Raw genomic sequence first — 21,407 nt, forward strand, 5'->3', positions numbered from 1 at the left:
GGAGTCCTGTCAGCCCGCGCCGTAGGCCGTGAACCCGCACCAGTTGACGAACTGCCGGTGGTCCCGGGCGTCCAGGCCGGCCCGGGCCCGGTGCAGCGCGTCGGCCATCGTCAGCCCGGCGGCCAGGCCGGCGTGCAGCGGCTCCATCAGCGAGGCCGACTCGGCGTCCCCGACCGCGACGACGCTGGCGACGACGCCGGTCGTCCCGCGGGCCAGCAGTGCGCCGACGAACCCGAGCACCTCGTCACCGGCGTAGGTCGTGTCGGCCGCGGAGTCGCAGGAGGCGAGGACGATGCGACCGGGGGCCACGCCGCGCAGGTCGAGCTCGTGGACCGTCAGCGGTCCGTCGGCCATGGTGAGCGCGGAGAACATCGGGTTGTCGGCCCGCAGGACGCCGTGGCACGCGAGGTGCACCAGGCCGGCGCCGGACATCGCGTCCAGCACGGCGCCGGTCGTCGCCTCCTCCGGCAGCAGCACGCGAGCGGCCCGGTGGTGCGCGGCGACCGCCCCGGCCTCGGCGGCGGCCCCGGCCAGGTCCGGCCCGGCCACCACGACGACCGGACCGGAGCGGGCCGGACCGGCCCGCGTGGCCGCCCACAGCGACGCGGACGAGGCCACCTCGACCGGACCCCGGTGCAGGGCCGACCAGGCGACCCGGTGCGTGTCACCGGTGGGCACCACCACCAGCGGGGTGTCCGCGTCGATCCCGAGCGGTGCGACGGCGAGCTCGCGCAGCCGGTCCAGGGCGTGCTCGGCGCTGGCCCGCGCGCTGTCGAGCGCCGCGGCGGACCCGGCGCGGGTCAGCCGCCGCAGCGCGAACAGCAGGGCGTCGGCCTCGAACCGCAGCGGGGCGAGCGGGCCGAGCGGCACGAGCCGGCTCCGCGACCGGTCGACGACGACGGCGACGAGTTCGGCACCGTGCCGGACGTAGGAGACCAGCGCGCGCCCGTCGAGCAGGCTCCGGACGTCGCGGGCCGACCGGGGTGAGCCGGCCCGGCCGTGCGGGGTCGCCCGGCGCCAGGTCGCCCGCCGGATCCGGGCCTCGCCCTCCGCCTGCCGGGCGAGCAGGTCGGCCGGTTCGGCCCCGGTGTCCCGGCGGGCCTCGGTGATCTCCGTGCGGAGCGCGGCGAGGGCCGCGAGCTCCCCACCGACGTCCTCCGCGCCCGGTGGCGCCACGGCGAGCAGTGCCGCGGCGCGGGTGCGCTCGGTCCAGTCGAACACCCGCGCCGGACGTCCGGACCGCAGCAGCACCTCGAGTCCGAGCGCCCCGAGCTCGACCCCGTGGCCGGACGCCAGCGCCCGCAGCTCCATCGACGGGAGGACGGCCCGGTGCGCGGCGAGGTCGGCGAGCCCGGCGCGGCAGTGGGCGAGCACCGCCGCGCCGTCCCCGTCCGACCGGGCCGCGAGCGCGCCCGCCAGCCTGCCCCGCAGCCGCACCAGCACCGCTCCGTCGCGGGACCGCGCGCAGGCCGCGGTCCACCTCCTCCGCGCCACCGCCCACCGGTCCGTCGCGGCCGCGACCCGGCCCACGACGACGTCGGCCTCGACCGCGCTGCTGACCATCCCGAGCCGCGCCAGCACGTCGGCCGCCCGGCGGACGCGGTCCAGGTCGCCCTCCTGCACCCGTCCCGCCTGGCGGGCCGACTCGACGGCGACGACGGTGGCGAGCGCGGACCACCCGAAGCGGCGCTGCCCGCGGAACTGCTCGATCGCGCGCTCGGCGGCGGCCGCCGCGGTGGCGACGTCACCGGCCAGGAGGGCGATCTCGGCCTGCCGCAGCCGGGCCTCCGCCGCCATCAGCGGGACGTGGTGCCGTTCGAGCTCCTCGGCGGCGCGGCGGCACAGGTCGGAGGCCTCGGGGAGCACCCGCAGCGCGGCGAGCGTCTCCGCGTGCTCGACGAGGACCTCGCCGGTCGGCAGGCCCGCGGCCGTCATCAGCGCGGCGGCCCGCTCGAACTGGCCCAGCGCCTCGGCGACGCGGCCGGACTGCGCGAGCACGATGCCGCGGTTGAGCACCGCGAAGGCCAGCAGTGCGGGCCCGACCCGGGGGGCCAGCTCCACGGCGAGGTCACCGAACCGCAGCGCCGCGGCGGCGTGCCCGAGCAGCGACTCGGCCAGCGACAGGTTGGTGGCCGCCCGCATCCGCACGTCGACCGGGGCCTCCGGCGCCGCGACGACGGCGCGCAGGATCTGCGCCCCGGCGTCGATCCGGCCGATGTTGCACAGCAGGACGGCCTGCTTGAGGCTCAGGTCCGGGGTCGCGGCCGCGGAGACGAGCTGCGCGGCCCGGTCCAGGTCACGGCGGGCCGCGTCGGTGCGGCCGAGCTCCAGGTGGACGGCGGCCCGGGTCGTCAGCACCTCGCCGAGCCGGTGCGGCAACCGGGCCCGACGCGCCAGGCGGGCGGCCTCCTGGAGCAGGCGCAGGGCCCGGACGTTCTCCAGCTGAGCCCGCTCCGCCCACGCGACCGCGCGCAGCGCCACGACCTGCGACTCGACGTCGCCCGCCCGCCGCGCCTCGGTGAGCACCCGCCGCGCGTCGTCCCGGAACGCGGCCGGATCGCCGACCGCGCCGTCGTAGGCGGCGACGGCCCGTATCAGGAGACCGTCGGACGCGCTCTGGTCAACGGCGCCGGTCACCGCACGATTCTGCCCACGCCCGCCCGGCCCGTCGAGGACTCGACGAAAGGACAGCAATGGCTCTGAAGAAGCCGTTCGGCGACAAGGACTACCGGGACCGTCGAACCCGGGCCCAGCGCGAACGCGAGCGGATCGAGACCCAGAAGCAGGGGGACACGCTGGTCCGCCGGGCCGGCGACGATCCCGAGCGGCGGCGGCTGGTGGAGAAGCTGCGGGCCCGCCGGGCGACCGACCGCGAGGCGCTGCAGGTGGAGATCGTGCCCCGGGCGAACGCGCTGGACGTCGTCGCGGCGTCGCGGCGGCTGCTGATCCCCGTCGACGACCTCCCGGCCGCCCGGTCGGCGCTCGCGGACCGGGGCATCACCGAGGCCGCGACCAGCGGGCGGACCGTGCTGCTCGACGTCCCGGCGTCGGCGTCCCGCGGCAGCATCGCCGGGCTCGCGAAGGAGCTCCGGGCCGGTGGCCTGCGGGTCTCGCTCGACCACGTCGCCCCGCTCGGCGGCTGGGTGAAGGGCGAGGGCGGGCCGGAACCGACCGCCGGCGGAGGGGCCGTGCCCGCCGTGCAGATCGCCCAGGTCACGGACCCTCCGTTCGTCGCGGTCCTCGACTCCGGGATCAGCGACGCCGGGCGCACCGACGGCTACCTCGGTGCGGGCGTCGACCCGGCCGATGTCGACCCGCTGGACGTCTTCCCCGTCCACGGCCTGCTCGACGGCGACGCCGGGCACGGATCGATGGTCGTGGGGATCGTCCAGCAGATCGTGCCGACCGCCCGGGTGGGCAGCTACCGGGTGGCCGACACCGACGGCGTCGCGTCGTCGTTCGACGTGGCGCGGAAGATGCGGCTCGCGGCCGAGGACGGGGCGACGATCCTCAACCTGTCGCTGGGAACGGGCACCGAGGACGGGAACCCGCCCCTCGCCCTCCTCGACGTCGTCGACGAGCTGCGGCTCTCCCATCCCGACCTGCTCATCGTGTGCGCGGCGGGCAACGAGGGCGGCACGGACCCGATCTGGCCCGCCGCGTTCGCCGGGACCCACCCGAACGTCGTCGCCGTCGGCGCCCTGCAGGCCGGTGGCGCGGAGGCCCCGTGGTCGACGCGCGGGCCGTGGGTCACCTGCTCGACGATCGGGCAGGGGGTCGCCTCCACCTATGTCGTCGGGACCGAGGACGGCGTCCTGATCGGCGACCCGGACCCGGACACCTACCCCGGGCCGAACCCGTGGGCGGTCTGGACCGGGACGTCGTTCGCGGCTCCCCAGATCGCCGGCGCCGTCGCCCGGATCTGCGCGGAGAACGCGGGGATGACGCCCCCGCAGGCCCTCAAGACGCTGGAGAGCCAGGGCACCGCCGCGACGGTGCCGAGCACCGGCTTCGGCTGGACGGTCGAGATCCTGCCCGGCACCTGACCGCCGACCGGACACCCCGGAGCCGGCGCCGCGGTCGCGGTGCCGGCTCCCGCCGTGTCCGGCGGCCGGGCGTCAGACCACCGTGGACGCCGACTCCACGGTCGCGCCGCCCGGGGGACGGCAGCGCAGCGTGACCCGTCGCGGCTCCCGGGGCAGGGCGACGGAGAACCGGCCCATGGCGTCGGCGGAGGAGACGGCGAGGACCTCCCCGTCGGACAGCAGCTCCAGCTCCGCGACCTGCGCCGGCACCAGCTGCCCCAGCAGCCGGCGCCCGGACGGGGTGGCGTCCACCTCCACCTCGATCGTCAGGCCGTCGGCCTCGAACGTGAGGATCCGCGGCTGGGCGGCGGCGCGGACGCCGGCCGGGGCGTCGTCGAGCAGGGAGTCGAAGGTGAGGGCGGCGATCTCGGCGTCGACGGTGCGCCAGGTGAAGGCCTCGCGGGCCGCGTGCAGCACCTCGGGCGGGGGCTCGTTGTGCGGGCCCAGCAGCGTCGCGAGCTCGTCGAGCAGCACGTCGTCGTCATCGGTCACGTCAGGCACCCCCCGCGGCGCTCGTCATGCCGTCGGCGGCGAGCAGCCGGCGCAGCCGTTCCAGACAGCGGGCCCGGGTGGGCCCGATGCTGCCGATCGGCATGTCCAGGGCCGCGGCGACCTCGGCGTACGGCGGGGCGACGACCACGACCATCCGCAGCAGCACCCGGCAGTTCTCCGGCAGCGCGGCGAACGCCCGCCAGAGCCGGTGGTCGCGGTCGCGGTCCACGGCGACCGACTCGGGCGTGGGGGTGTCGAGGTCCGGCTCCAGCCGGGACTCGTCCTCGGTGAGCACCTCGCGGCCGCGCAGGCGCAGCAGCCGCAGCGACTCGCGCCGGGCCGTCGTGGCCAGCCAGCCACCCAGCCGCTCGGGCTGGCTGATCCGGTCGAGGTTCTCCACCAGCCGCAGCCACGTGGTCTGCGAGACCTCCGCGGAGTCCGCCGGGCCCAGCCGGTGCGCGGCCGCGATCGACCACACGAGCCGGCCGAACCCCGCCACCAGCGCGTCCCAGGCGGCGCGGTCGCCCGCCGCGGCCGCCCGCACGGCGTCCGCCACTTCCGTCGGTTCCACCAGTCCCACCCAAAGTCCGCCGCGTCCGCGGGTCCCGCGGATCGCCGACGGTAACCCAGACCTCGCCGCCCATGTCCCACCTTCTCCCGCTGTCCTGAACGAGGGGCGGGGCGAGGCGGGAGATACCGGACGTCCGGGTGATCGGAGGCACCCGGACGGCGGATCAGGCCTGCACGACCTGTGACCGGTAGCTCTCGATGATCTCCATGAACTCCTTGTGCTCGGGCGCGGGCACGCCGAGGAAGTTCAGGGTGGCGGCGATCTCGAACGCGACAGCGTCGAACTGCTCGGCGGTGATGGAGAGCTGGTCGTGAGCCTTCGTCATGTCCAGGCCGGGGTAGCACTTCGGCCCGCCCGTCGCCTCGATCGTCCACGCGGTGACCAGGAACTTGTAGCCCGGGGCGTTCGCGGGGTCCCCGTGGTGGGCGTGCACCGCCTCGTTCGCGTTGACCGAGACGTTCGCGAAGAGCCGGTCGACGAGGACGTCGACGGCCCCGCCGATGCCGTAGGTGCCGCCCAGCCGCTCGTACAGCGTCGCTTCCGCCATGGTCTGCTCCTCGGTGCGCGTGGTGGTGTGAGCGGCCTCACTGTCCCAACCGGATCACCGAGCCGTCAACGTGCACAACAGGATCTTGCACGATCTAGCGGCCGAGGATCTCCGTGACCGAGCCGGGCAGCTCGGGCGCGGCGGCGGCCCCGAGCACGTCATCGGTGGCGACGGCCTCGACGCGGTGCGGCTGGAGCACCCCGCTGCGGATGTCCTCTGCGAAGTGACAGGCCACCCGGTGCCCCTCGGTCGCCCCGTCGACGACGCGCAGCTGCGGGCGCTCGTCGTCGCAGCGCGTCGGCTGGCGCCACGGGCAGCGCGTGTGGAAGCGGCAGCCCGGCGGCGGCGCGGCCGGCGAGGGCAGGTCGCCGGTGAGCAGGATCCGCTCGCGGCGGTCCTCCAGCTCCGGGTCGGGCACCGGCACCGCCGAGAGCAGCGCGCGCGTGTACGGGTGCTGCGGGTCGTCGTAGAGGTCCTGGCTCGGCGCCTCCTCGACGATCCCGCCCAGGTACATGACGCCGATCCGGTCGCTGACGTGCCGGACGACGGCGAGGTCGTGCGCGATGACCAGGTAGGTCAGGCCCAGCTCCCGCTGCAGCCGCCCGAGCAGGTTGAGCACCTGGGCCTGCACGGACACGTCGAGGGCGGAGACCGGCTCGTCGGCGACGATCAGGTCGGGCTCGACGCACAGCGCGCGGGCGATCCCGATGCGCTGGCGCTGCCCGCCGGAGAACTCGTGGGGGTAGCGGCGCAGCGCCGAGACCGGCAGCCCGACCTGCTGCACCAGCTCGCGCAGCCGCGCGTCGTCGGCCTCGGGGCCCTTCGACAGCCCGTGCGCCTTGAGCCCCTCCAGCAGCAGCGACTCCACCGACTGGCGCGGATCGAGGCTGGACAGCGGGTCCTGGAACACCATCTGGAAGCGCCGGCGCATCCGGCGCAACTCCTCGCCCTTGAGCGAGGCCACGTCGGTGCCGTCGAAGACGATCGAGCCGGCCGTCGGGTCGACCAGCCGCAGGATCGCGCGGCCCAGCGTCGACTTCCCGCAGCCCGACTCGCCGACCAGCCCGTAGGTCTCGCCCCGCGCCACGGTCAGCGAGACGCCGTCGACGGCGTAGACGTGGCCGACGGTGCGGTCGAGCACCAGCCCGCGCTTGATCGGGAAGTGCACGGCGACGTCGCGGACGTCGAGGAGCGGGTCGGTGTCCATGTCGCTCATTCCGCGGTCGCCGGGACGGGGTTGTGGCAGCGCAGCAACCGCCCGCCGCTGGTCTCCGCCTCGGGCGTCGTGGTGCGGCAGACGTCGATCGCGCGGGGGCAGCGCGGCGCGAACGCGCACGCGCTGGTCCACGGCAGGTTGTCGGCGACCGAGCCGGGGATGGCCAGCAGGTCCTCCCCCGCGGGCGAGTCCAGCCGCGGGATCGAGCCGAGCAGGCCGTTGGTGTACGGGTGGCGCGGCGTGCCGAACAGCCGGTGCCGCTGCGCGCGCTCGACGATCCGGCCCCCGTAGAGCACGTTGACCGTCTCGCACAGCCCGGCGACGACCCCGAGGTCGTGCGTGATCATCACCAGCGCCGCGCCGGTGTCGCGCACCATCTCCTTGAGCAGCTCCAGGATCTGGGCCTGGATGGTGACGTCGAGTGCGGTCGTCGGCTCGTCGGCGATGAGGAGCTTGGGCCGGCAGGCCAGCGCGATGGCGATCAGCGCGCGCTGGCGCATGCCGCCGGAGAGCTGGTGCGGGTAGGAGTCGAGGCGCCGGCGCGGGTCGGGGATGCCGACGCGGTCGAGCCACTCGGCCGCCTCGGTGCGCGCGGCCTCCTTCTTCAGGCCGCGGTGGCGCGTGAGCACCTCGGTGACCTGCACGCCGATCGGCACCACGGGGTTCAGCGACGACAGCGGGTCCTGGAACACCATCGACAGGTCCCGGCCGCGCTTCTCCCGCATCGCGCTCTCGGGCAGCGTGAGGAGGTCGACGCCGTCCATCGTCGCGCTGCCGGTGACGCGCACACCGCGCGCCGGGAGCAGCCGGGTGATCGCCATCGAGGTCACGGACTTGCCGCAGCCCGACTCCCCCACCAGCCCGACGATCTGCCCCGGCGCCACGTCGAAGCTCACCCCGTCGACGGCGACCGTGTCCGGTTCGCCGCGGCGGGTGAAGGCCACGGTCAGGTCGCGGACCGACAGCAGCGGCTCCGCGGTGGACGGGCCACCGGGCGACTTCTGCAGCGATGCGGTCATCGGCTCCCCTTCGGGTCCAGCGCCTCGCGCAGCGACTCGCCCAGCAGCGTGAAGCCCAGCGCGATGACAATGATCGCGGCGGCCGGGTAGAGGGCGAGCGCGGGCCGCACCTCGAGCAGCACCTGCGCCTGGGCGAGCATCAGGCCCCACTCGGCCCGGCCCGGGTCGGCGTCGCCGAGTCCGAGGAACGACAGCGCGGCGGCGTCGAGGATGGAGGTGGCGAGCGTCAGCGTCGCCTGCACGACGACGGGCCCGATCGCGTTGGGCAGCATGTGCCGCAGCACCACCGCCGGGCGCTTGACGCCGAGCGCGGTGGCCGCCACGACGTGGTCGCTCTCCCGCTGCGCGAGCATCGAGCCGCGCAGCAGCCGCGCGAAGATCGGCACCCCGACGATCGACACCGCGATGATCACCGAGGTCTGCGACGGGCTCGCGAACAGCGCCGCCACCGAGATCGCCAGCAGCAGGCTCGGGATGGCGAGCAGCACGTCGGTGACGCGCATGAGCAGCGTGTCGACCCAGCCGCCGAACGCACCGGCCAGCGTGCCGATCACGACGCCGACGACGAGCCCGATCAGCGTGGCGAACACGCCGACCAGCAGCGTCTGCTGCGAGGCCAGGATCAGCCGGGAGAAGAAGTCGCGGCCGAGCTGGTCGCTGCCGAGCGGGAACCCCTCCTGCGGGCCGGGGATGAAGCCGGGCCGCAGGTCGGCCTGCAGCTGCGGGAACGACTCGGTGGCGCTGTTCGGCGCGATGAACGGCGACAGCACCGCGATCACGACGAACACGCCGACGATCACCGCCCCGGTGATGGCGACGGGATCGCGGCGCAGCCGGCGGAACGCCTCCGCGGTGAGGCTGCGGCCGCCCGCGAGGTCGTCGACCCGCTTGCGCTTGCGCTGGAGCAGCGTGGTCATCAGGAGAGCCTCACCCGCGGGTCGATGATCGCGTACGAGAGGTCGACGAGCAGGTTCACCAGCACGTACACCAGGGCCCCCAGGAGCAGGATCGCCTGCAGCCGCGGGTAGTCCCGCAGCGTGATGGCGTCGGCGAGCAGCGTGCCGATGCCGCCCCAGACGAACACCCGCTCGGTGAGCACGGCGCCGGCGAGCAGCAGGCCGACCTGCAGGCCGATCGTCGTCGACACCGGGAGGAGGGCGTTGCGCAGCACGTGGCGCCCGCGGACGGTGCCCGGCGCGAGCCCCTTCGAGTTGGCCGTGCGCACGAAGTCCGCCCCCAGCACCTCCAGCACCGACGCCCGCGTGATGCGGACGATCACCGCGAGCGGGATCGTCGCCAGCGCGACGGCCGGGAGCACGAGGTGCGAGAGCGCGTCGAGCGCCGCGTCGAACTCGCGGGTGAGCACGCCGTCGAGCACCGCGAACCCGGTGACGTCGGTGGCGTCCACCGCCACGGACTGGCGCCCGGACGGCGGGAACAGCCCGAGCTCGACGGCGAACACCGCCTTGAGGATGTAGCCCAGGAAGAACACCGGGACCGCGACGCCGACCAGCGTGCCGATCACCGTGGAGACGTCGAGCGGGCCGCCGCGCTTGCGGGCGGCCAGGTAGCCGAGCGGGATGCCCAGCAGCACCGCGATGAGCAGCGCCGCGACCGACAGCTCGATCGTGGCCGGCAGCGCCCGCCCGATCTCGGTGAGCACCGGCTCTCCGGTGATGGTCGACGTGCCGAAGTCGCCCGTGACCACCCGGCCCAGGAACTGGGCGTACTGCACCGGGATGGGCTGGTCGAGCCCGAGCACCCGTTCCAGGTTGGCGACGGACTCCGGCGTGGCGCGGTCGCCCAGGAACGCCGTCGCCGGCCCTCCGGGCAGGCTGCGCAGCCAGGCGAACACGAGCACCGACAGCAGCAGCAGGGTCGGGATCACCTGCAGCAACCGCCGCACGATGAAGCGCAGCACGATCCCCCCTCTCTCCCCCTGCGGACGCACGAGGGTGGCACCGCCGCGTCCGGCGGTGCCACCCGGGTGTCGTCCGTCAGTTCTTGCTGACCGTCAGGAAGCGCTCGTCGGTCAGCGGAGAGGGCACGAGGCCGGTGATGGCCTCGGAGACCACCACCGCGGGCGGCGAGCTGGAGATCGGGATCGCCGGCAGGTAGGCCATGATGTCGCGGTTGGCCTGCTCGTACGCGGCGTCCTTCGCCGCCACGTCGACGGTGCCGTCGGCCGTGGCGAGCGCGCTGAACAGCGCCTCGTTGGTGAACCCGAACTCCGGCTTCTCCCGGCCGAAGAACGTGCCGATGAAGTTGCCCGCGTCGTTGTAGTCACCGGTCCAGCCGAGCAGGTGCAGGTCCTGCACCCCGTTGACGTTGACCGAGTCGAGGTACCCGCCGTTCCACGGCTGCGCCACCGCGTTCACGGTGATGCCGACCTGGCGGAGGTTCTCCGACAGCGCCGTGAAGATGTTGGTCGGGTTCGGCATGTAGGGCCGGGTGACCTCGGTCGGGTAGTAGAAGTTCAGCGTCAGGTTCGACTGGCCCGCCTCGGCGAGGAGCTGGCGCGCCCGCTCCGGGTCGTACGGGATCGGCTGCAGGTCGTCGGCGTAGCCCGCGACCGTGTCCGGCATGAACTGCGTGGCGACGACCGCACCCTCGGGCAGCTGGTTGCGCACGAACGACTCGCGGTCGAGCGCGTAGCCGATGGCCTGGCGGACGCGGACGTCCTGCAGCGCCGGGTTGTTCTTCTGGTTGATGCCCAGGTAGAGGATGTTGAACGGCGGGCGCACCAGCACCTGGTTGCCGTCGGCCTCCAGCGCGGCCCAGTCGGCCGGGCTCGGGAGGTCGTAGCCGTCGATCGTGCCGGCCTGGAGCTCCTGGCGGCGGGCGTTCTCGTCGGGGATGACGCGGAAGATCAGCCGCTCCAGCTGCGCGGGCTCGCCCCAGTAGTCGTCGTTGCGGACGAGGGTGATGGTGCCGGCGGCGCGGTCGAAGCTCTCGAACTTGAACGGGCCGGTGCCCGTCGGGTGCTCGTTGGCGTAGTCGCTGTAGGTGAACGCCTCGCCGCTCTGCTCGATCGTGTCGGCGCTGTACTGCTGCAGCGCGGTCGGGCTGGAGATCGACAGCGAGGTCAGGCCGAACGCCGCCGGGAACGCGCCCTTGTTGCGGTTCAGCGTGATGACCGCCTGGTTCGGGGCCGGGGCCGCGCACGAGTTGTAGACGGGGTCACCGCCGCCCGCGAGGTTGTTGGCGTAGCCCTCGAACGTGTCCGAGTAGTAGATCGCCTGGCTCTGGGCGGCCTCGCTGGAGAGGTTGAACCAGCGGTCGAAGTTGAAGCAGACCGCGGCGGCGTCGAACGGGGTGCCGTCGTGGAACGTGACGCCCTCGCGGAGCGTGAACGTCCACTGGGTGCCGTCGGCGTTCGGCGTCCACTCGGTGGCCAGGCCCGGCGCGAGGTCGGAGGTGCCCTGCGCGTAGGTGATCAGCGTGTCGTACATCTGCCGCGCGGGGCGGAAGGTCTCGCCGTCCGTGGCGAAGATCGGGTCGAACATGTCGGGCGCGCCGGGCGCACCGAACACCATCGTGCCGCCGGCCTCGCCGGAGCCACCCGCGGCACCGTCGTCCCGCTCGGACGTGGCGCAGGCGGCAAGGGTCACGGCGAGCAGGCCTGCTGACAGGGCAGCGGTCAGTCGACGGGCAGATCTCATGGACGGCACCTCTTCGTAGGAGACCCGCGAACGGTAATGGGGCCCCGTACTCAGCGGTAGGCCTGGGAGTCACGGTTGGGCTACGACCTGTCCACCTCCGTGACACCCATCAGTCAGCCCGTCACAGGGTGTCGAACTCGCCCGCCTTGACACCCTCAACAAAGCTCTCCCACTCCGTCGCCGTCAGCGTCAGCGTCAGGTTGGGCCGCTTGCTGTCGCGAATCAGTACTTCCCCCGCGTTCGACCTACCGACCTCCAGGCATGCCCCCACGGCGCAGAAACTACTGGACCGGTAGATCGGCTTCCCGTCGTCCATCGAATGATCCACTCCCTCGCCTCACCATCATCTTGACAGCGATGCGACCTCAAGACCAGAGGGGACCACACAAGCACAGGGCCTCGAATTGATCGTGGGCGCCGGGGTGATCCGCAGTCAGGCGGGCTTTATAGATCAAATTCTCCTGCTCGCACACCTAAAAGAAATGCCGCCCACTCGTCAGGCGTGAAAGAGAGTTCAGGGCCGTCCGTCAACTTGGCGTCGCGAACCCTGACGCCGCGCTCGGGGTCGATTGCCACTTCGACACACGTGCCGACGCTACAGAAAGAGCTCTTCTTGAAGTATGGTCGGCCCCACTGGCGCACTGCGAACTCCTCGACTTGATCGACACGACGTCCCCGACGGTGGCGAACGAGCAGAGTCGCGCGTACGTGACTGTCGAGTCACCCACATGGGTCGATTTGTGCGCCGAACGAGCGAGTTGGGACGTCAAGTGGTTGCCGGCTTCCCCCCTGTGGCCTATCGGCAGTTGGACATCTCGATCAGCATCGGTCCCGCAACCACATCTCCGTCTCCACCGGGCCCAGCGCGCGACGGGAGACGTCATCGAAGATTCGGACGTACGTCTCGACGCCGAAGTCGCCCTCAAGGTAGAGGTTCCCCGCCTGGCTCTCGACGTAGACGACGTCTTGATCAACAGACTCCTCGAACTCGATGACCATGAACGGACCAGCAGACGCCCTGACGAACCCTGCGGAGAACGGAAGCAACTGCAGCGTGATATTCGGCATGCGTCCCCATCTGAGAAGCTGCTGGAACTGCTCGACCATGATCTCGCGACTTCCCACCTCTCGACGCAAAGCGGCTTCATCCAGCACGGCATGGAGACTAAGCGGACGTTCCGCCTCGGTAAGAATCTCCTGACGGCGAGTCCGCAACTGCACCAATGAGTCGATCTCGTCTACGCTGTGCTGCGGGAGTGCATTGGCGAGAACGGACCGCGCATAGGCCTGAGTTTGCAATAGCCCGAAGATGCAAGGTTGGGCGAAGGCCTTTATGCGCGACGCATCCGACTCGAGGGCAACGAGACGGTCTACCCCGTCGAGCATGAACGGCTCGGCGTCGAGAAGCTTCGTGTACTCCTGCCACCAACCGGCCTTCGCGCCCTCGCGCGCCCAGCGCAACAAGCGTTCCAACTCGGCCTCGGCCTGCTTGCCGTAGAGCCGGGCCAGGTCCCGGACGTCTCGCTGCTTGGGCAAGCCTTTGCCGGTCTCGAGGCGTGAGATCTTCGAGGTCGAGCACTCAAGTGCGACCGCCGCCTGCTCGAGGGTCAGGCCGACGTCCTCCCGCAGTCGGCGAAGTTCCGCGCCCAGCCGACGACGCGGGACCGCGGGGCCCTGAGACGGCATCGACATGATCGGTCACCCACCTCTGCTCTTGTGCAATTGCATGGCGGTCTTGCACAATCGGACGTGCACGACTTGGCCGCCGTGGGCGACCGACCCGTGTCGAGCAGGCGTTTTGGACGTTACGGAGCCGAGGGCGACAGCCAAGGACTCGGCGAGGCTAACGGAGGCAATTGCACGAGGCAAGTGCTTGCTGAAAGTCGGGGAGGCCAAGCACATGCGCGAGCCCGAGAGAGTCCCGTCCTCCTCGTTCCAGGATGGAGCGAACGGAGCGGGTGATCGTGTGTTGATGCCCTTGATTGCAGGAGGCGGCCTCGGTCTGATGATCGGACTCGCGGTCCTGGTTGGCCAACGCCGGACCCAAGAGGTCGCCTGGCGATGTATCGCCGCAGAGCGCCGGGAACTCGACCAGTGGGAACGGGAACTGATCGCGGCCGCGGAAGGCCGCGGGTGTCCGGCCTGCCGGCTCCGCTACGAGAACGGGGACATCTGATGTCCGAACTCCTCGCAGTGCTCGGACCAATGATCTTGGTGTCCCTCGGCGCCTTCATCGGACGGCTGTCGATCAGCCAGCAGCAGCGCATCGTGCGGCTACGGCAGGAACGACACCGCTGGCTGCTGCACGACTGGCAGCACGAACTCGAGCGGAGCGAGGGCCTCTGCGCCCGATGTCGAGGCCGTTAGGAGGGATCGGAGTCCGCCGACTTCGCGGCGGCGACGAACTCAGCCCACTCCGTCCGACTGAACATCAGCTGGCCACCAGCCGGGTTCTTGCTGTCCCTCATCACGACGCCACCCGCCGGGAGCTCACCGACCTCGACACAGTTGCCGAGGGTGCAGAAGCTGCTGGTCCTGAACTCGATCACGGCGTGGCCTTCCGGCGCTGGGGAGCGTGTACGGCGAGATAACGATCGATCAGATCGCTCGACGCGGCCGGGTCGAGTGATCGATCGGCCGCATCGGCGAGCACATCCTGGTACACAGCCACGTCGGACTCGGCATCGAGGTAGCTGTCGCCTGCCGGGCCCTCTACGTAGACGACCGACGGCCCCAATTCGTCTCGGAAGTCCAGGATCGCGAAGCGGCCGGCATGAGCCCGATGCATACCAGCCTCGAAGGGCAGGATGCGCAGTTCGACATGCGGCAGCCGCATGACCTGTAGCAGGAAGCGCAGTTGCTCGACCATGACCTCGGCACCCCCGATGGCACGGCGCAGCACGGACTCGTCGATCACCGCCGAGTATCGCAATGGATCCGGCCGCCGGATGAGCGCTTCCTGTCGCTTGAGCCGGAGGGCCACCAACTGTTCGATCTGCTCGGTGGAGTGCTGAGGCAAGAGCGCACCGACAACGGCTCGGGCGTAGTCGGCGGTCTGCAGGAGCCCGTGCACCGCAACGATGTCGAACGTGCGTACCGCGATGGCGTCAGCCTCCAGCGCCGTGTAACGGTTCGAGTCGTCAAGAACGAAGCGCTCCGGCGTGATGCCGTCGGTATACGACTCCCACCAGCCGTGCCCGCGGCTGTCCCGAGCCAGCCGCATCAGCATGTCGTGCTCGGTCTCGGAGCTGACGTCGTAGATCTCCATGAGCTTCTGCACATCGGCGAGCTTGGGAGACCCCTTGCCCGTCTCCAACCGGCTGATCTTGGAGGTCGAGCAGTTCATCCGCTCGGCGACGACGTCCAGATGAAGACCGCAGTTGCTCCGTAGACGACGCAACTCCGCGCCGAGGCGTCGCCGGGCACCGGCCGGTCCTTGCGCGCTGGTCATGCGGACGGCCTCCTCGCTGGTACGAACGGGGGATCTTCTGCAATCCCATCAGGAACGCAATTGCAGAACCGCGCTGTGGGCGAGAGCCTAGACACAGCACCCGCAGTGGTGAAGCCGCCACACCGGGTCGCTGGCATCTCTCCCGAGAGGAGGCCGACGTGATCGATGTATCCACGACCCTCCGCTCCGCCTCCTGCTTCCGCCTCGACGGCCGGCCACCACCCCGGGCCCCCGTCTCCCGTCCCGGCCCGCACCGGGAACCTCCGACGACCGGCGACCGCCGGTGCACCGTCGTCCACGGGAAAGGAGCACGTCGATGTCCGCGAAGAAGATCCGCCGATCGGCCACGGTCCCCGGGAGGTGGTCCCCGTGACCATCGCCCTGATCGTCGCCGGAATCGCACTGATCGCCCTGATCGCCGTCGTCGTCGGGATCGTCGACGCGGCCCACGCCGGGGCCTGGCGGGAGATCGCGGCGCAGCGCCGCGAGCAGTGGCTGTCCCGCCAGCCCGAGTTCCACGGCGTCGACCCCGACGCCTGGGACGAGGACTGACCCTCCCGGGCCGGTCCCGGGGGGCGACCGGGCCGGGAGCCGGCCGTCGGGCCCCTACAGGGCGCGGCGGCCGGACAGGGCCCGGCCGAGCGTGAGCTCGTCGGCGAACTCCAGGTCGCCGCCCATCGGCAGCCCCGAGGCCAGCCGGGTGACCGACAGCCCGGGGAAGTCCCGCAGCAACCGCACCAGGTAGGTGGCCGTCGCCTCGCCCTCGGTGTTGGGGTCGGTCGCGATGATGACCTCGGCGATGTCGGTCTCGTCCGACGCCGGGCCGGTGCCGCCGAGCCGGGCGAGCAGCTCGCGGATGCGCAGGCCGTCCGGGCCGACGCCGGCCAGCGGGTCGAGCGCCCCGCCGAGCACGTGGTACCGCCCCTTGAACTCGCGGGTCCGCTCCACCGCCAGCACGTCCTTGGGCTCCTCCACGACGCAGACGATCGTCGGGTCGCGCCGGGCGTCGGCGCAGTAGCGGCACCGCTCGTTGGCGGAGACGTTGCCGCACAGGTCGCAGAACATCACGCCCTGCTTGACCTTCTGCAGCACCTCCTGCAGGCGGGACACGTCCACCGGGTCGGCCGCGAGCAGGTGGAACGCGATGCGCTGCGCGCTCTTCGGCCCGACCCCGGGCAGCCGGCCCAGCTCGTCGATCAGGTCCTGGACCGGCCCTTCGAACATCTCAGGCGCCGGGCAGCCCGAGGCCGCCCATCCCGCCGGCGAGCGGGCCCATCTTCTGCGCCTGCATCTCCTGGGCCGCGCGGGCGGCGTCGTGCAGGGCGCCGACGATCAGGTCCTGCAGCGTCTCGACGTCGTCCGGGTCGACGACCTTCGGATCGATCTTCACCGACCGCACCTGCCCGGCCGCCGTCATCGTCACGTGCACCAGCCCGTTGCCGGCCTGCCCGAGCACCTCGGCGGTGGCCAGCTCGGCCTGCGCCGACATCAGCTGCTCCTGCATCTGCTGGGCCTGCTGCATGAGCTGCTGCAGGTCGAGATCCCCCGGGTTCACGGCGACTCCATGGGTCGGTCGGCTGGAGACTCCAGCCTACGGTGGGGCTCAGGCGGCGCGCCGGTAGACCACCCGCGCCGCGATCTCGATCGCCACCACGCCCACCGCCGCGACGGCGAGGCCGGTCAGCATCGTCGGGGTGTGACCGGGGTCCAGCTGCCAGAACTCCTGCCCGAAGAAGATCGGGAGGAACAGGGCGTAGCAGAACGCGGCGACCGTGAACCCGATCATCACGACCTTCCACCACACGAACGGCCGGGCGACGACCACCAGCACCCAGGTCGCGACGACGAACAGGGCGAGCACCGCCGCCGTGCTGTGCTGGACCTCGGTGGCTCCCGCGTCGTTGCGCACGAGCAGGTAGGTCACGAACGTGACCAGGCCCGCGACCACCCCGGACGGCACCGACAACCGCAGCACCCGGCGCACGAAGCCGGTGCGGGCGCGCTCGGCGTTGGGGGCGAGCGCGAGGAAGAACGCCGGGATGCCGATCGTCAGCGAGCCGATGAGCGTGAGGTGCCGCGGCAGGAACGGGTACGGCACGCCGAGCGCGCCGATCGCGATGGCCAGGAACACCGAGTAGACGGTCTTGGTGAGGAACAGGTTCGAGACGCGCTCGATGTTGCCGATCACTCGCCGCCCCTCGGCCACGACGTGGGGCAGCGTGGCGAACGAGTTGTCCAGCAGCACGATCTGGGCGACGGCGCGCGTCGCCGGGCTCCCCGACCCCATCGCCACACCGATGTCGGCGTCCTTGAGGGCGAGCACGTCGTTGACGCCGTCGCCGGTCATCGCGACGGTGTGCCCGCGCTGCTGCAGCGCGCCGACCATCTCCCGCTTCTGCGCCGGCGTGACCCGCCCGAACACCGTGCCGGCCTCCAGCCGGTCGGACAGGTCGGCCGCGGTGAGCGTGCGGGCGTCGACGGGCGCGTCGGCGCGCGGCAGGTCCAGCGACGCCGCGACGGCCCCGACGGACAGCGCGTTGTCGCCCGAGATCACCTTGACCTCGACGTCCTGCTCCGCGAAGTAGGCGAGCGTGCCCGCGGCCTCGGGGCGGACCCGCTGCTCCAGCACGACCAGCGCGGCCGGTTCGACGGGCCCCTCGGGCTCGGAGCGGCGGCCCAGCAGCAGGACGCGCAGGCCGGTGGAACCGATCCGCTCCGCCTCGACGCGCTCCGGCGCCCCCTCCGGCAGCAGCACGTCCGCTGCGCCGAGGACCCACGTGCCGTGCTCGGCGAACGTCGCCCCGCCCCACTTGCGCGCGGAGGAGAACGGGACGGTCTCCGTGACCGCCCAGCCCGGGTCCGGGCAGCCCTCGACGACCGCGGCGAGGCTCGCGTTGGGGCGCGGGTCGGCGGCGCCGAGCGCCCCCAGTGCCGCGCGCACGTCGGCCGCGTCCGGCCGGATCTCCGACAGCCGCATCCCGTTCTCGGTGAGCGTGCCCGTCTTGTCGGCGCAGACGACGTCGACGCGGGCGAGCCCCTCGATCGCCGGGAGCTCCTGCACCAGGCACTGCCGCGCCCCGAGCCGCACCACCCCGACGGCGAAGGCGATGCTGGTGAGCAGCACCAGCCCCTCGGGCACCATCGGGACGAGCGCCGCGACCATGCCGCGCAGCGCGTCGTCGACGTCCCCGCCCGCCGTGCGGAACTGGCTCCAGATGATCAGGGCGGCCGCCGGCACGAGCAGGTAGGTGATCACCCGCAGGATGGTGTTGATCCCGTCGCGCAGCTCGGAGCCGACGAGGGTGAACCGGCTGGCCTCCTCGGCGAGCTGGGCGGCGTAGGCCTCGCGGCCGACCTTCGTGGCGCGCTGCGCCCCGCCGCCGACGGTGACGAAGCTGCCGGAGAGCAGGGGGTCGCCGACCTCCTTGTGCACGGCGTCGGACTCGCCGGTGAGCAGTGACTCGTCGACCTCGAGGCCCGCGGCCGCGAGCACCACCCCGTCGACGACGATCTTGTCGCCCGGGCCGAGGTCGATGACGTCGTCGAGCACCACACCGCTCGGGGCCAGCTCGACGGTCGCGCCGTCGCGGCGCACCCGCGGACGGGCCTCGCCGACGATCGCGAGCCGCTCCAGCGTCCGCTTCGCCCGCAGCTCCTGCACGATCCCGATCAGCGTGTTGATGATGATCACGAACCCGAACAGGCCGTCCTGGATCGGGCCGATCACCAGGATGATCGCGAACAGCACGCCGACGATCGCGTTGAAGCGGGTCAGCACGTTGGCGCGGACGATCTCGCCGACGCTGCGGCTGGCCCGCGACGGCACGTCGTTGGTCTGCCCCGCGGCGACCCGCTCCGCGACCTGCGCCGCGGTGAGGCCGTGCAGGACGTCGGGCTCGGCAACCGTCACGTCACCGGAGCCTACGCAGGCCGCCGGGGCCTCCGGATCGGACATTCGGCCGAGGGATCAGTGCTGGTCGAGGGCGCGGGCACCGAGCTGCGTGGTGAGCAGCTCGATGGCCGCCTCCTCGGGGTCGCGGCGCTCGGCGTGCGACGTCACGGGGGCCGCGGCGGCCTCCGCGATCATCGACTCCTCGTCGTCGGGCGGGGCGTCCTCGGGGGGCGGCTCGGGCGGCAGCGGCGTGCCGTCGTCGGGGGCCGTGGACCGCCGCGTGGGCGGCGGGCGGCGCGGCGGCGCCGGCGCGGCGGCGGGCGGGGTCGGGCCGCTGCCGCGCGGGGCGGACCCGGCCGGGGTGCCGCCGTCACCGTGCTCGCAGCGGACGCGCCAGCTCACTCCGAGCACCGCGTGCAGGGACTCGGCGATGACGTCGGTGTTGCTCTGCTCCGACAGCAGCCGCGCCAGCGGGGCGGTGCCGATGCTGAGCACGAGAGTGTCGTTCTCCACCGCCCGGACCGTGGCGCTGACCAGCAGCGCCGCGGTGCGCTTCTTGCGCTCCTTCGCCGCCGAGAGGATCTCCGGCCACACGCGGCGCACCGCGGCGGCGTCGAGCCCGGACGCGGGGCGGGCCGGTGCGGTCGGCCGGTCCGGCTCGGCGGGCTCCCCGGCGGGGGCGGCGGCCGCGGGGGCGGACGGGCGGCCGTCCCGGGTGTCGGCGGTGCGGTCGTCGGGGGCGGGCGGCGGCGCCGCTGCGGGACCGGCGGCTGCGGCGCCGTGCCCGGACCCGGCGGAGCCGGTCCGGTCGGCGACCGGTCGGCCCTCGGGCGCCTGGCGATCGGGCGACCCGTCGTCGGCACCGCGGGCGGGGCCGGCACCGGGGCGGGCGGGATCGGGACGGGCGGGATCGGGGCGCGCGGATCCGGAGCGGGCCGCGTCGGGGCGGGTGGAGTCGGGGCGGGCGTCGGCAGCGCCGCGGGGGGCCGCGGTGCGGGCGGGCCCCCGCTCCGCGGGGTCGGCCGCGCCGGTGCCCGCCGCCCCGGTGGCGGACCCGGGCGCCGCCGGTGGCGCCCCTGCCGGGGACGCGGCGACGGGCGGCGGGACGGGCTCCGCGGAGGCGGGCTCGCGCGCGGCGGGAGGTGCCGCGGCGGGAGGTGTCGCGGCGGGGCGGGAGGCGGCCGGAGCCGCGTCGGCGGGGGCCGCCTCGCTGGCGCGCCGGAACGTGCGGCCCGACGCCGACCCGCCGCCGTCGGCGACGGGGTGCTCCACACCGGAGGTGGCGGCGATGTCGGACCGGCGCTCCAGCCGTTCGAGCCGCTCCAGCATCCCCGGCTCGGCGGTGCTGGCTGCGGGCAGCAGCATCCGCGCGCAGAGCAGTTCGAGCAGCAGCCGCGGTGCCGTGGCGCCGCGCATCTCGGTGAGGCCGGTGTGCACGATCTCGCCGTAGCGGGCCAGGGTGGCCGGTCCGATCCGGTCGGCCTGCTCGACGATCCGCGCGACCTCGTCGGCCGCCGCCTCCACCAGCCCGCGCTCCGCCGCGTCGGGGACGGCCTGCAGGAGGGTGATGTCGCGCAGCCGCTGGAGGAGGTCGGAGGCGAAGCGGCGGGGGTCGTGACCGGCCTCGACCAGCCGGTCGACGGTCTCGAAGACCACCGACCGGTCGCCCGCGGCGAGCGCGTCGACCATGTCGTCGATCAGGGCGACGTCGGTGACGCCGAGCAGCGCCACCGCCCGCTCGTAGGTGACGCCCTCGGGGCCGGCCCCGGCCAGGAGCTGGTCGAGGACCGACAGCGAGTCGCGCGCCGATCCCCCGCCCGCGCGGATGACCAGCGGGTACACCGCGGGCGCGACGACGGCGCCCTCGTCGGCGCAGATGCCCTCCATCAGGCGGCGCAGCGTGCCGGGCGGGATCAGCCGGAACGGGTAGTGGTGGGTGCGCGAGCGGATGGTCGGCAGGACCTTGTCCGGCTCGGTGGTGGCGAACACGAAGACGAGGTGCTCCGGCGGCTCCTCCACGATCTTGAGCAGGGCGTTGAAGCCCTGCGTGGTGATCATGTGCGCCTCGTCGACGATGAACACGCGGTAGCGCGACTCGGCCGGCGCGAAGAACGCGCGGTCGCGCAGCTCGCGGGTGTCGTCGACGCCGCCGTGGGACGCGGCGTCGAGCTCGGTGACGTCGATGTTGCCCGGGCCGCCCGGCGCGAGCGCGATGCACGACGCGCACACCCCGCACGGGTCGGGCGTGGGGCCCTGCTCGCAGTTGAGCGAGCGGGCCAGGATCCGCGCGCTGGAGGTCTTGCCGCAGCCGCGGGGCCCGGAGAACAGGTAGGCGTGGTTGATCCGCCCGGCCGCGAGAGCGGTGCTCAGCGGCTCGGTGACGTGCTCCTGCCCGACGACCTCGGCGAACGTCGCCGGGCGGTACTTGCGGTACAGAGCCAGCGCCACGGTCGCGAGGCTACCCACCGACCC

Annotated in this window: 21 protein-coding genes; 3 read left to right on the forward strand and 18 right to left on the reverse strand. The window is 73.0% G+C overall.

Translation table 11 applies throughout. The features are described from left to right. Window positions 1-9: 9 nt before the first annotated feature. Window positions 10-2,637 (reverse strand): CHAT domain-containing protein, encoded by a 2,628-nt coding sequence (locus H6H00_RS06640; RefSeq protein ID WP_185720452.1) that lies wholly within the window; start codon window positions 2,635-2,637, stop codon window positions 10-12. Window positions 2,638-2,693: 56 nt separating this feature from the next. On the opposite strand from H6H00_RS06640, the gene H6H00_RS06645 reads away from it, so the two are divergent. After that, window positions 2,694-4,046, forward strand: a complete 1,353-nt coding sequence (locus H6H00_RS06645) for a S8 family peptidase (RefSeq protein WP_185720453.1) — start codon at window positions 2,694-2,696, stop codon at window positions 4,044-4,046. A 72-nt stretch (window positions 4,047-4,118) separates the two neighbouring features. Here the strand turns inward: H6H00_RS06645 and H6H00_RS06650 are convergent, their stop codons facing one another. The 11 genes from H6H00_RS06650 to H6H00_RS06700 all read right to left on the reverse strand — a co-directional run bounded on the left by H6H00_RS06650 (window position 4,119) and on the right by H6H00_RS06700 (window position 13,284). Then, complete coding sequence (locus H6H00_RS06650; RefSeq protein WP_185720454.1) at window positions 4,119-4,577, reverse strand: hypothetical protein; 459 nt, start codon at window positions 4,575-4,577, stop codon at window positions 4,119-4,121. A 1-nt stretch (window position 4,578) separates the two neighbouring features. Further along, window positions 4,579-5,148 carry an RNA polymerase sigma factor gene (locus H6H00_RS06655; protein ID WP_255425612.1) on the reverse strand — a complete coding sequence of 190 codons (570 nt, stop codon included), beginning with the start codon at window positions 5,146-5,148 and terminating at the stop codon, window positions 4,579-4,581. A 163-nt stretch (window positions 5,149-5,311) separates the two neighbouring features. Continuing rightward, window positions 5,312-5,695 carry a group I truncated hemoglobin gene (locus tag H6H00_RS06660; protein WP_185720455.1) on the reverse strand — a complete coding sequence of 128 codons (384 nt, stop codon included), beginning with the start codon at window positions 5,693-5,695 and terminating at the stop codon, window positions 5,312-5,314. A 94-nt stretch (window positions 5,696-5,789) separates the two neighbouring features. Continuing rightward, entirely contained in the window at window positions 5,790-6,911 is a 1,122-nt protein-coding gene (locus H6H00_RS06665; RefSeq protein ID WP_185720456.1) for an ABC transporter ATP-binding protein, read from the reverse strand. Continuing rightward, a complete protein-coding gene (locus tag H6H00_RS06670) occupies window positions 6,908-7,930 on the reverse strand; it encodes an ABC transporter ATP-binding protein (RefSeq protein WP_185720457.1) in 1,023 nt (340 codons plus the stop codon). The genes H6H00_RS06665 and H6H00_RS06670 overlap by 4 nt, the downstream gene beginning before the upstream one ends. Then, window positions 7,927-8,847 (reverse strand): ABC transporter permease, encoded by a 921-nt coding sequence (locus H6H00_RS06675; RefSeq protein WP_185720458.1) that lies wholly within the window; start codon window positions 8,845-8,847, stop codon window positions 7,927-7,929. The genes H6H00_RS06670 and H6H00_RS06675 overlap by 4 nt, the downstream gene beginning before the upstream one ends. Next, the gene (locus H6H00_RS06680; RefSeq protein WP_185720459.1) at window positions 8,847-9,851 is read right to left on the reverse strand and encodes an ABC transporter permease; all 1,005 of its coding nucleotides are present in this window, start codon (window positions 9,849-9,851) and stop codon (window positions 8,847-8,849) included. The genes H6H00_RS06675 and H6H00_RS06680 overlap by 1 nt, the downstream gene beginning before the upstream one ends. A 76-nt stretch (window positions 9,852-9,927) precedes the next feature. Beyond that, window positions 9,928-11,592, reverse strand: coding sequence for an ABC transporter substrate-binding protein (locus tag H6H00_RS06685; protein WP_185720460.1), 1,665 nt, complete (start codon window positions 11,590-11,592; stop codon window positions 9,928-9,930). 121 nt (window positions 11,593-11,713) lie between these two features. After that, a complete protein-coding gene (locus H6H00_RS06690) occupies window positions 11,714-11,908 on the reverse strand; it encodes a DUF397 domain-containing protein (RefSeq protein ID WP_185720461.1) in 195 nt (64 codons plus the stop codon). 128 nt (window positions 11,909-12,036) lie between these two features. Beyond that, window positions 12,037-12,234 carry a DUF397 domain-containing protein gene (locus H6H00_RS06695; RefSeq protein ID WP_185720462.1) on the reverse strand — a complete coding sequence of 66 codons (198 nt, stop codon included), beginning with the start codon at window positions 12,232-12,234 and terminating at the stop codon, window positions 12,037-12,039. A gap of 177 nt (window positions 12,235-12,411) precedes the next feature. Continuing rightward, window positions 12,412-13,284, reverse strand: a complete 873-nt coding sequence (locus tag H6H00_RS06700; RefSeq protein ID WP_185720463.1) for a helix-turn-helix domain-containing protein — start codon at window positions 13,282-13,284, stop codon at window positions 12,412-12,414. Window positions 13,285-13,767: 483 nt separating this feature from the next. On the opposite strand from H6H00_RS06700, the gene H6H00_RS06705 reads away from it, so the two are divergent. Beyond that, window positions 13,768-13,959, forward strand: a complete 192-nt coding sequence (locus tag H6H00_RS06705; protein ID WP_185720464.1) for a hypothetical protein — start codon at window positions 13,768-13,770, stop codon at window positions 13,957-13,959. Here the strand turns inward: H6H00_RS06705 and H6H00_RS06710 are convergent. Together H6H00_RS06710 and H6H00_RS06715 are read right to left on the reverse strand one after the other, a co-directional pair. Continuing rightward, the gene (locus H6H00_RS06710; RefSeq protein ID WP_185720465.1) at window positions 13,956-14,141 is read right to left on the reverse strand and encodes a DUF397 domain-containing protein; all 186 of its coding nucleotides are present in this window, start codon (window positions 14,139-14,141) and stop codon (window positions 13,956-13,958) included. The genes H6H00_RS06705 and H6H00_RS06710 overlap by 4 nt on opposite strands. Then, entirely contained in the window at window positions 14,138-15,043 is a 906-nt protein-coding gene (locus tag H6H00_RS06715) for a helix-turn-helix domain-containing protein (protein ID WP_185720466.1), read from the reverse strand. The genes H6H00_RS06710 and H6H00_RS06715 overlap by 4 nt, the downstream gene beginning before the upstream one ends. 369 nt (window positions 15,044-15,412) lie before the next feature. Here H6H00_RS06715 and H6H00_RS06720 point away from each other — a divergent pair, with 369 nt between their 5' ends. Further along, window positions 15,413-15,595, forward strand: coding sequence for a hypothetical protein (locus H6H00_RS06720; protein WP_185720467.1), 183 nt, complete (start codon window positions 15,413-15,415; stop codon window positions 15,593-15,595). 54 nt (window positions 15,596-15,649) lie between these two features. Here H6H00_RS06720 and recR read toward each other — a convergent pair whose 3' ends face one another. The 4 genes from recR to H6H00_RS06740 are packed head-to-tail and all read right to left on the reverse strand — an operon-like array spanning window position 15,650 to window position 21,383. Next, a complete protein-coding gene (recR, locus tag H6H00_RS06725) occupies window positions 15,650-16,267 on the reverse strand; it encodes a recombination mediator RecR (protein ID WP_185720468.1) in 618 nt (205 codons plus the stop codon). A gap of 1 nt (window position 16,268) precedes the next feature. Further along, on the reverse strand, window positions 16,269-16,598 hold the full coding sequence (locus H6H00_RS06730) for a YbaB/EbfC family nucleoid-associated protein (protein WP_255425613.1): 330 nt from the start codon (window positions 16,596-16,598) through the stop codon (window positions 16,269-16,271). A gap of 48 nt (window positions 16,599-16,646) precedes the next feature. Beyond that, entirely contained in the window at window positions 16,647-18,998 is a 2,352-nt protein-coding gene (locus tag H6H00_RS06735; RefSeq protein ID WP_185720469.1) for an HAD-IC family P-type ATPase, read from the reverse strand. A gap of 12 nt (window positions 18,999-19,010) precedes the next feature. Then, the gene (locus H6H00_RS06740; RefSeq protein ID WP_185720470.1) at window positions 19,011-21,383 is read right to left on the reverse strand and encodes a DNA polymerase III subunit gamma and tau; all 2,373 of its coding nucleotides are present in this window, start codon (window positions 21,381-21,383) and stop codon (window positions 19,011-19,013) included. Between the last annotated feature and the right edge of the window lie 24 nt (window positions 21,384-21,407).

The organism is Pseudonocardia petroleophila (assembly GCF_014235185.1).
GTDB lineage: Bacteria > Actinomycetota > Actinomycetes > Mycobacteriales > Pseudonocardiaceae > Pseudonocardia > Pseudonocardia petroleophila.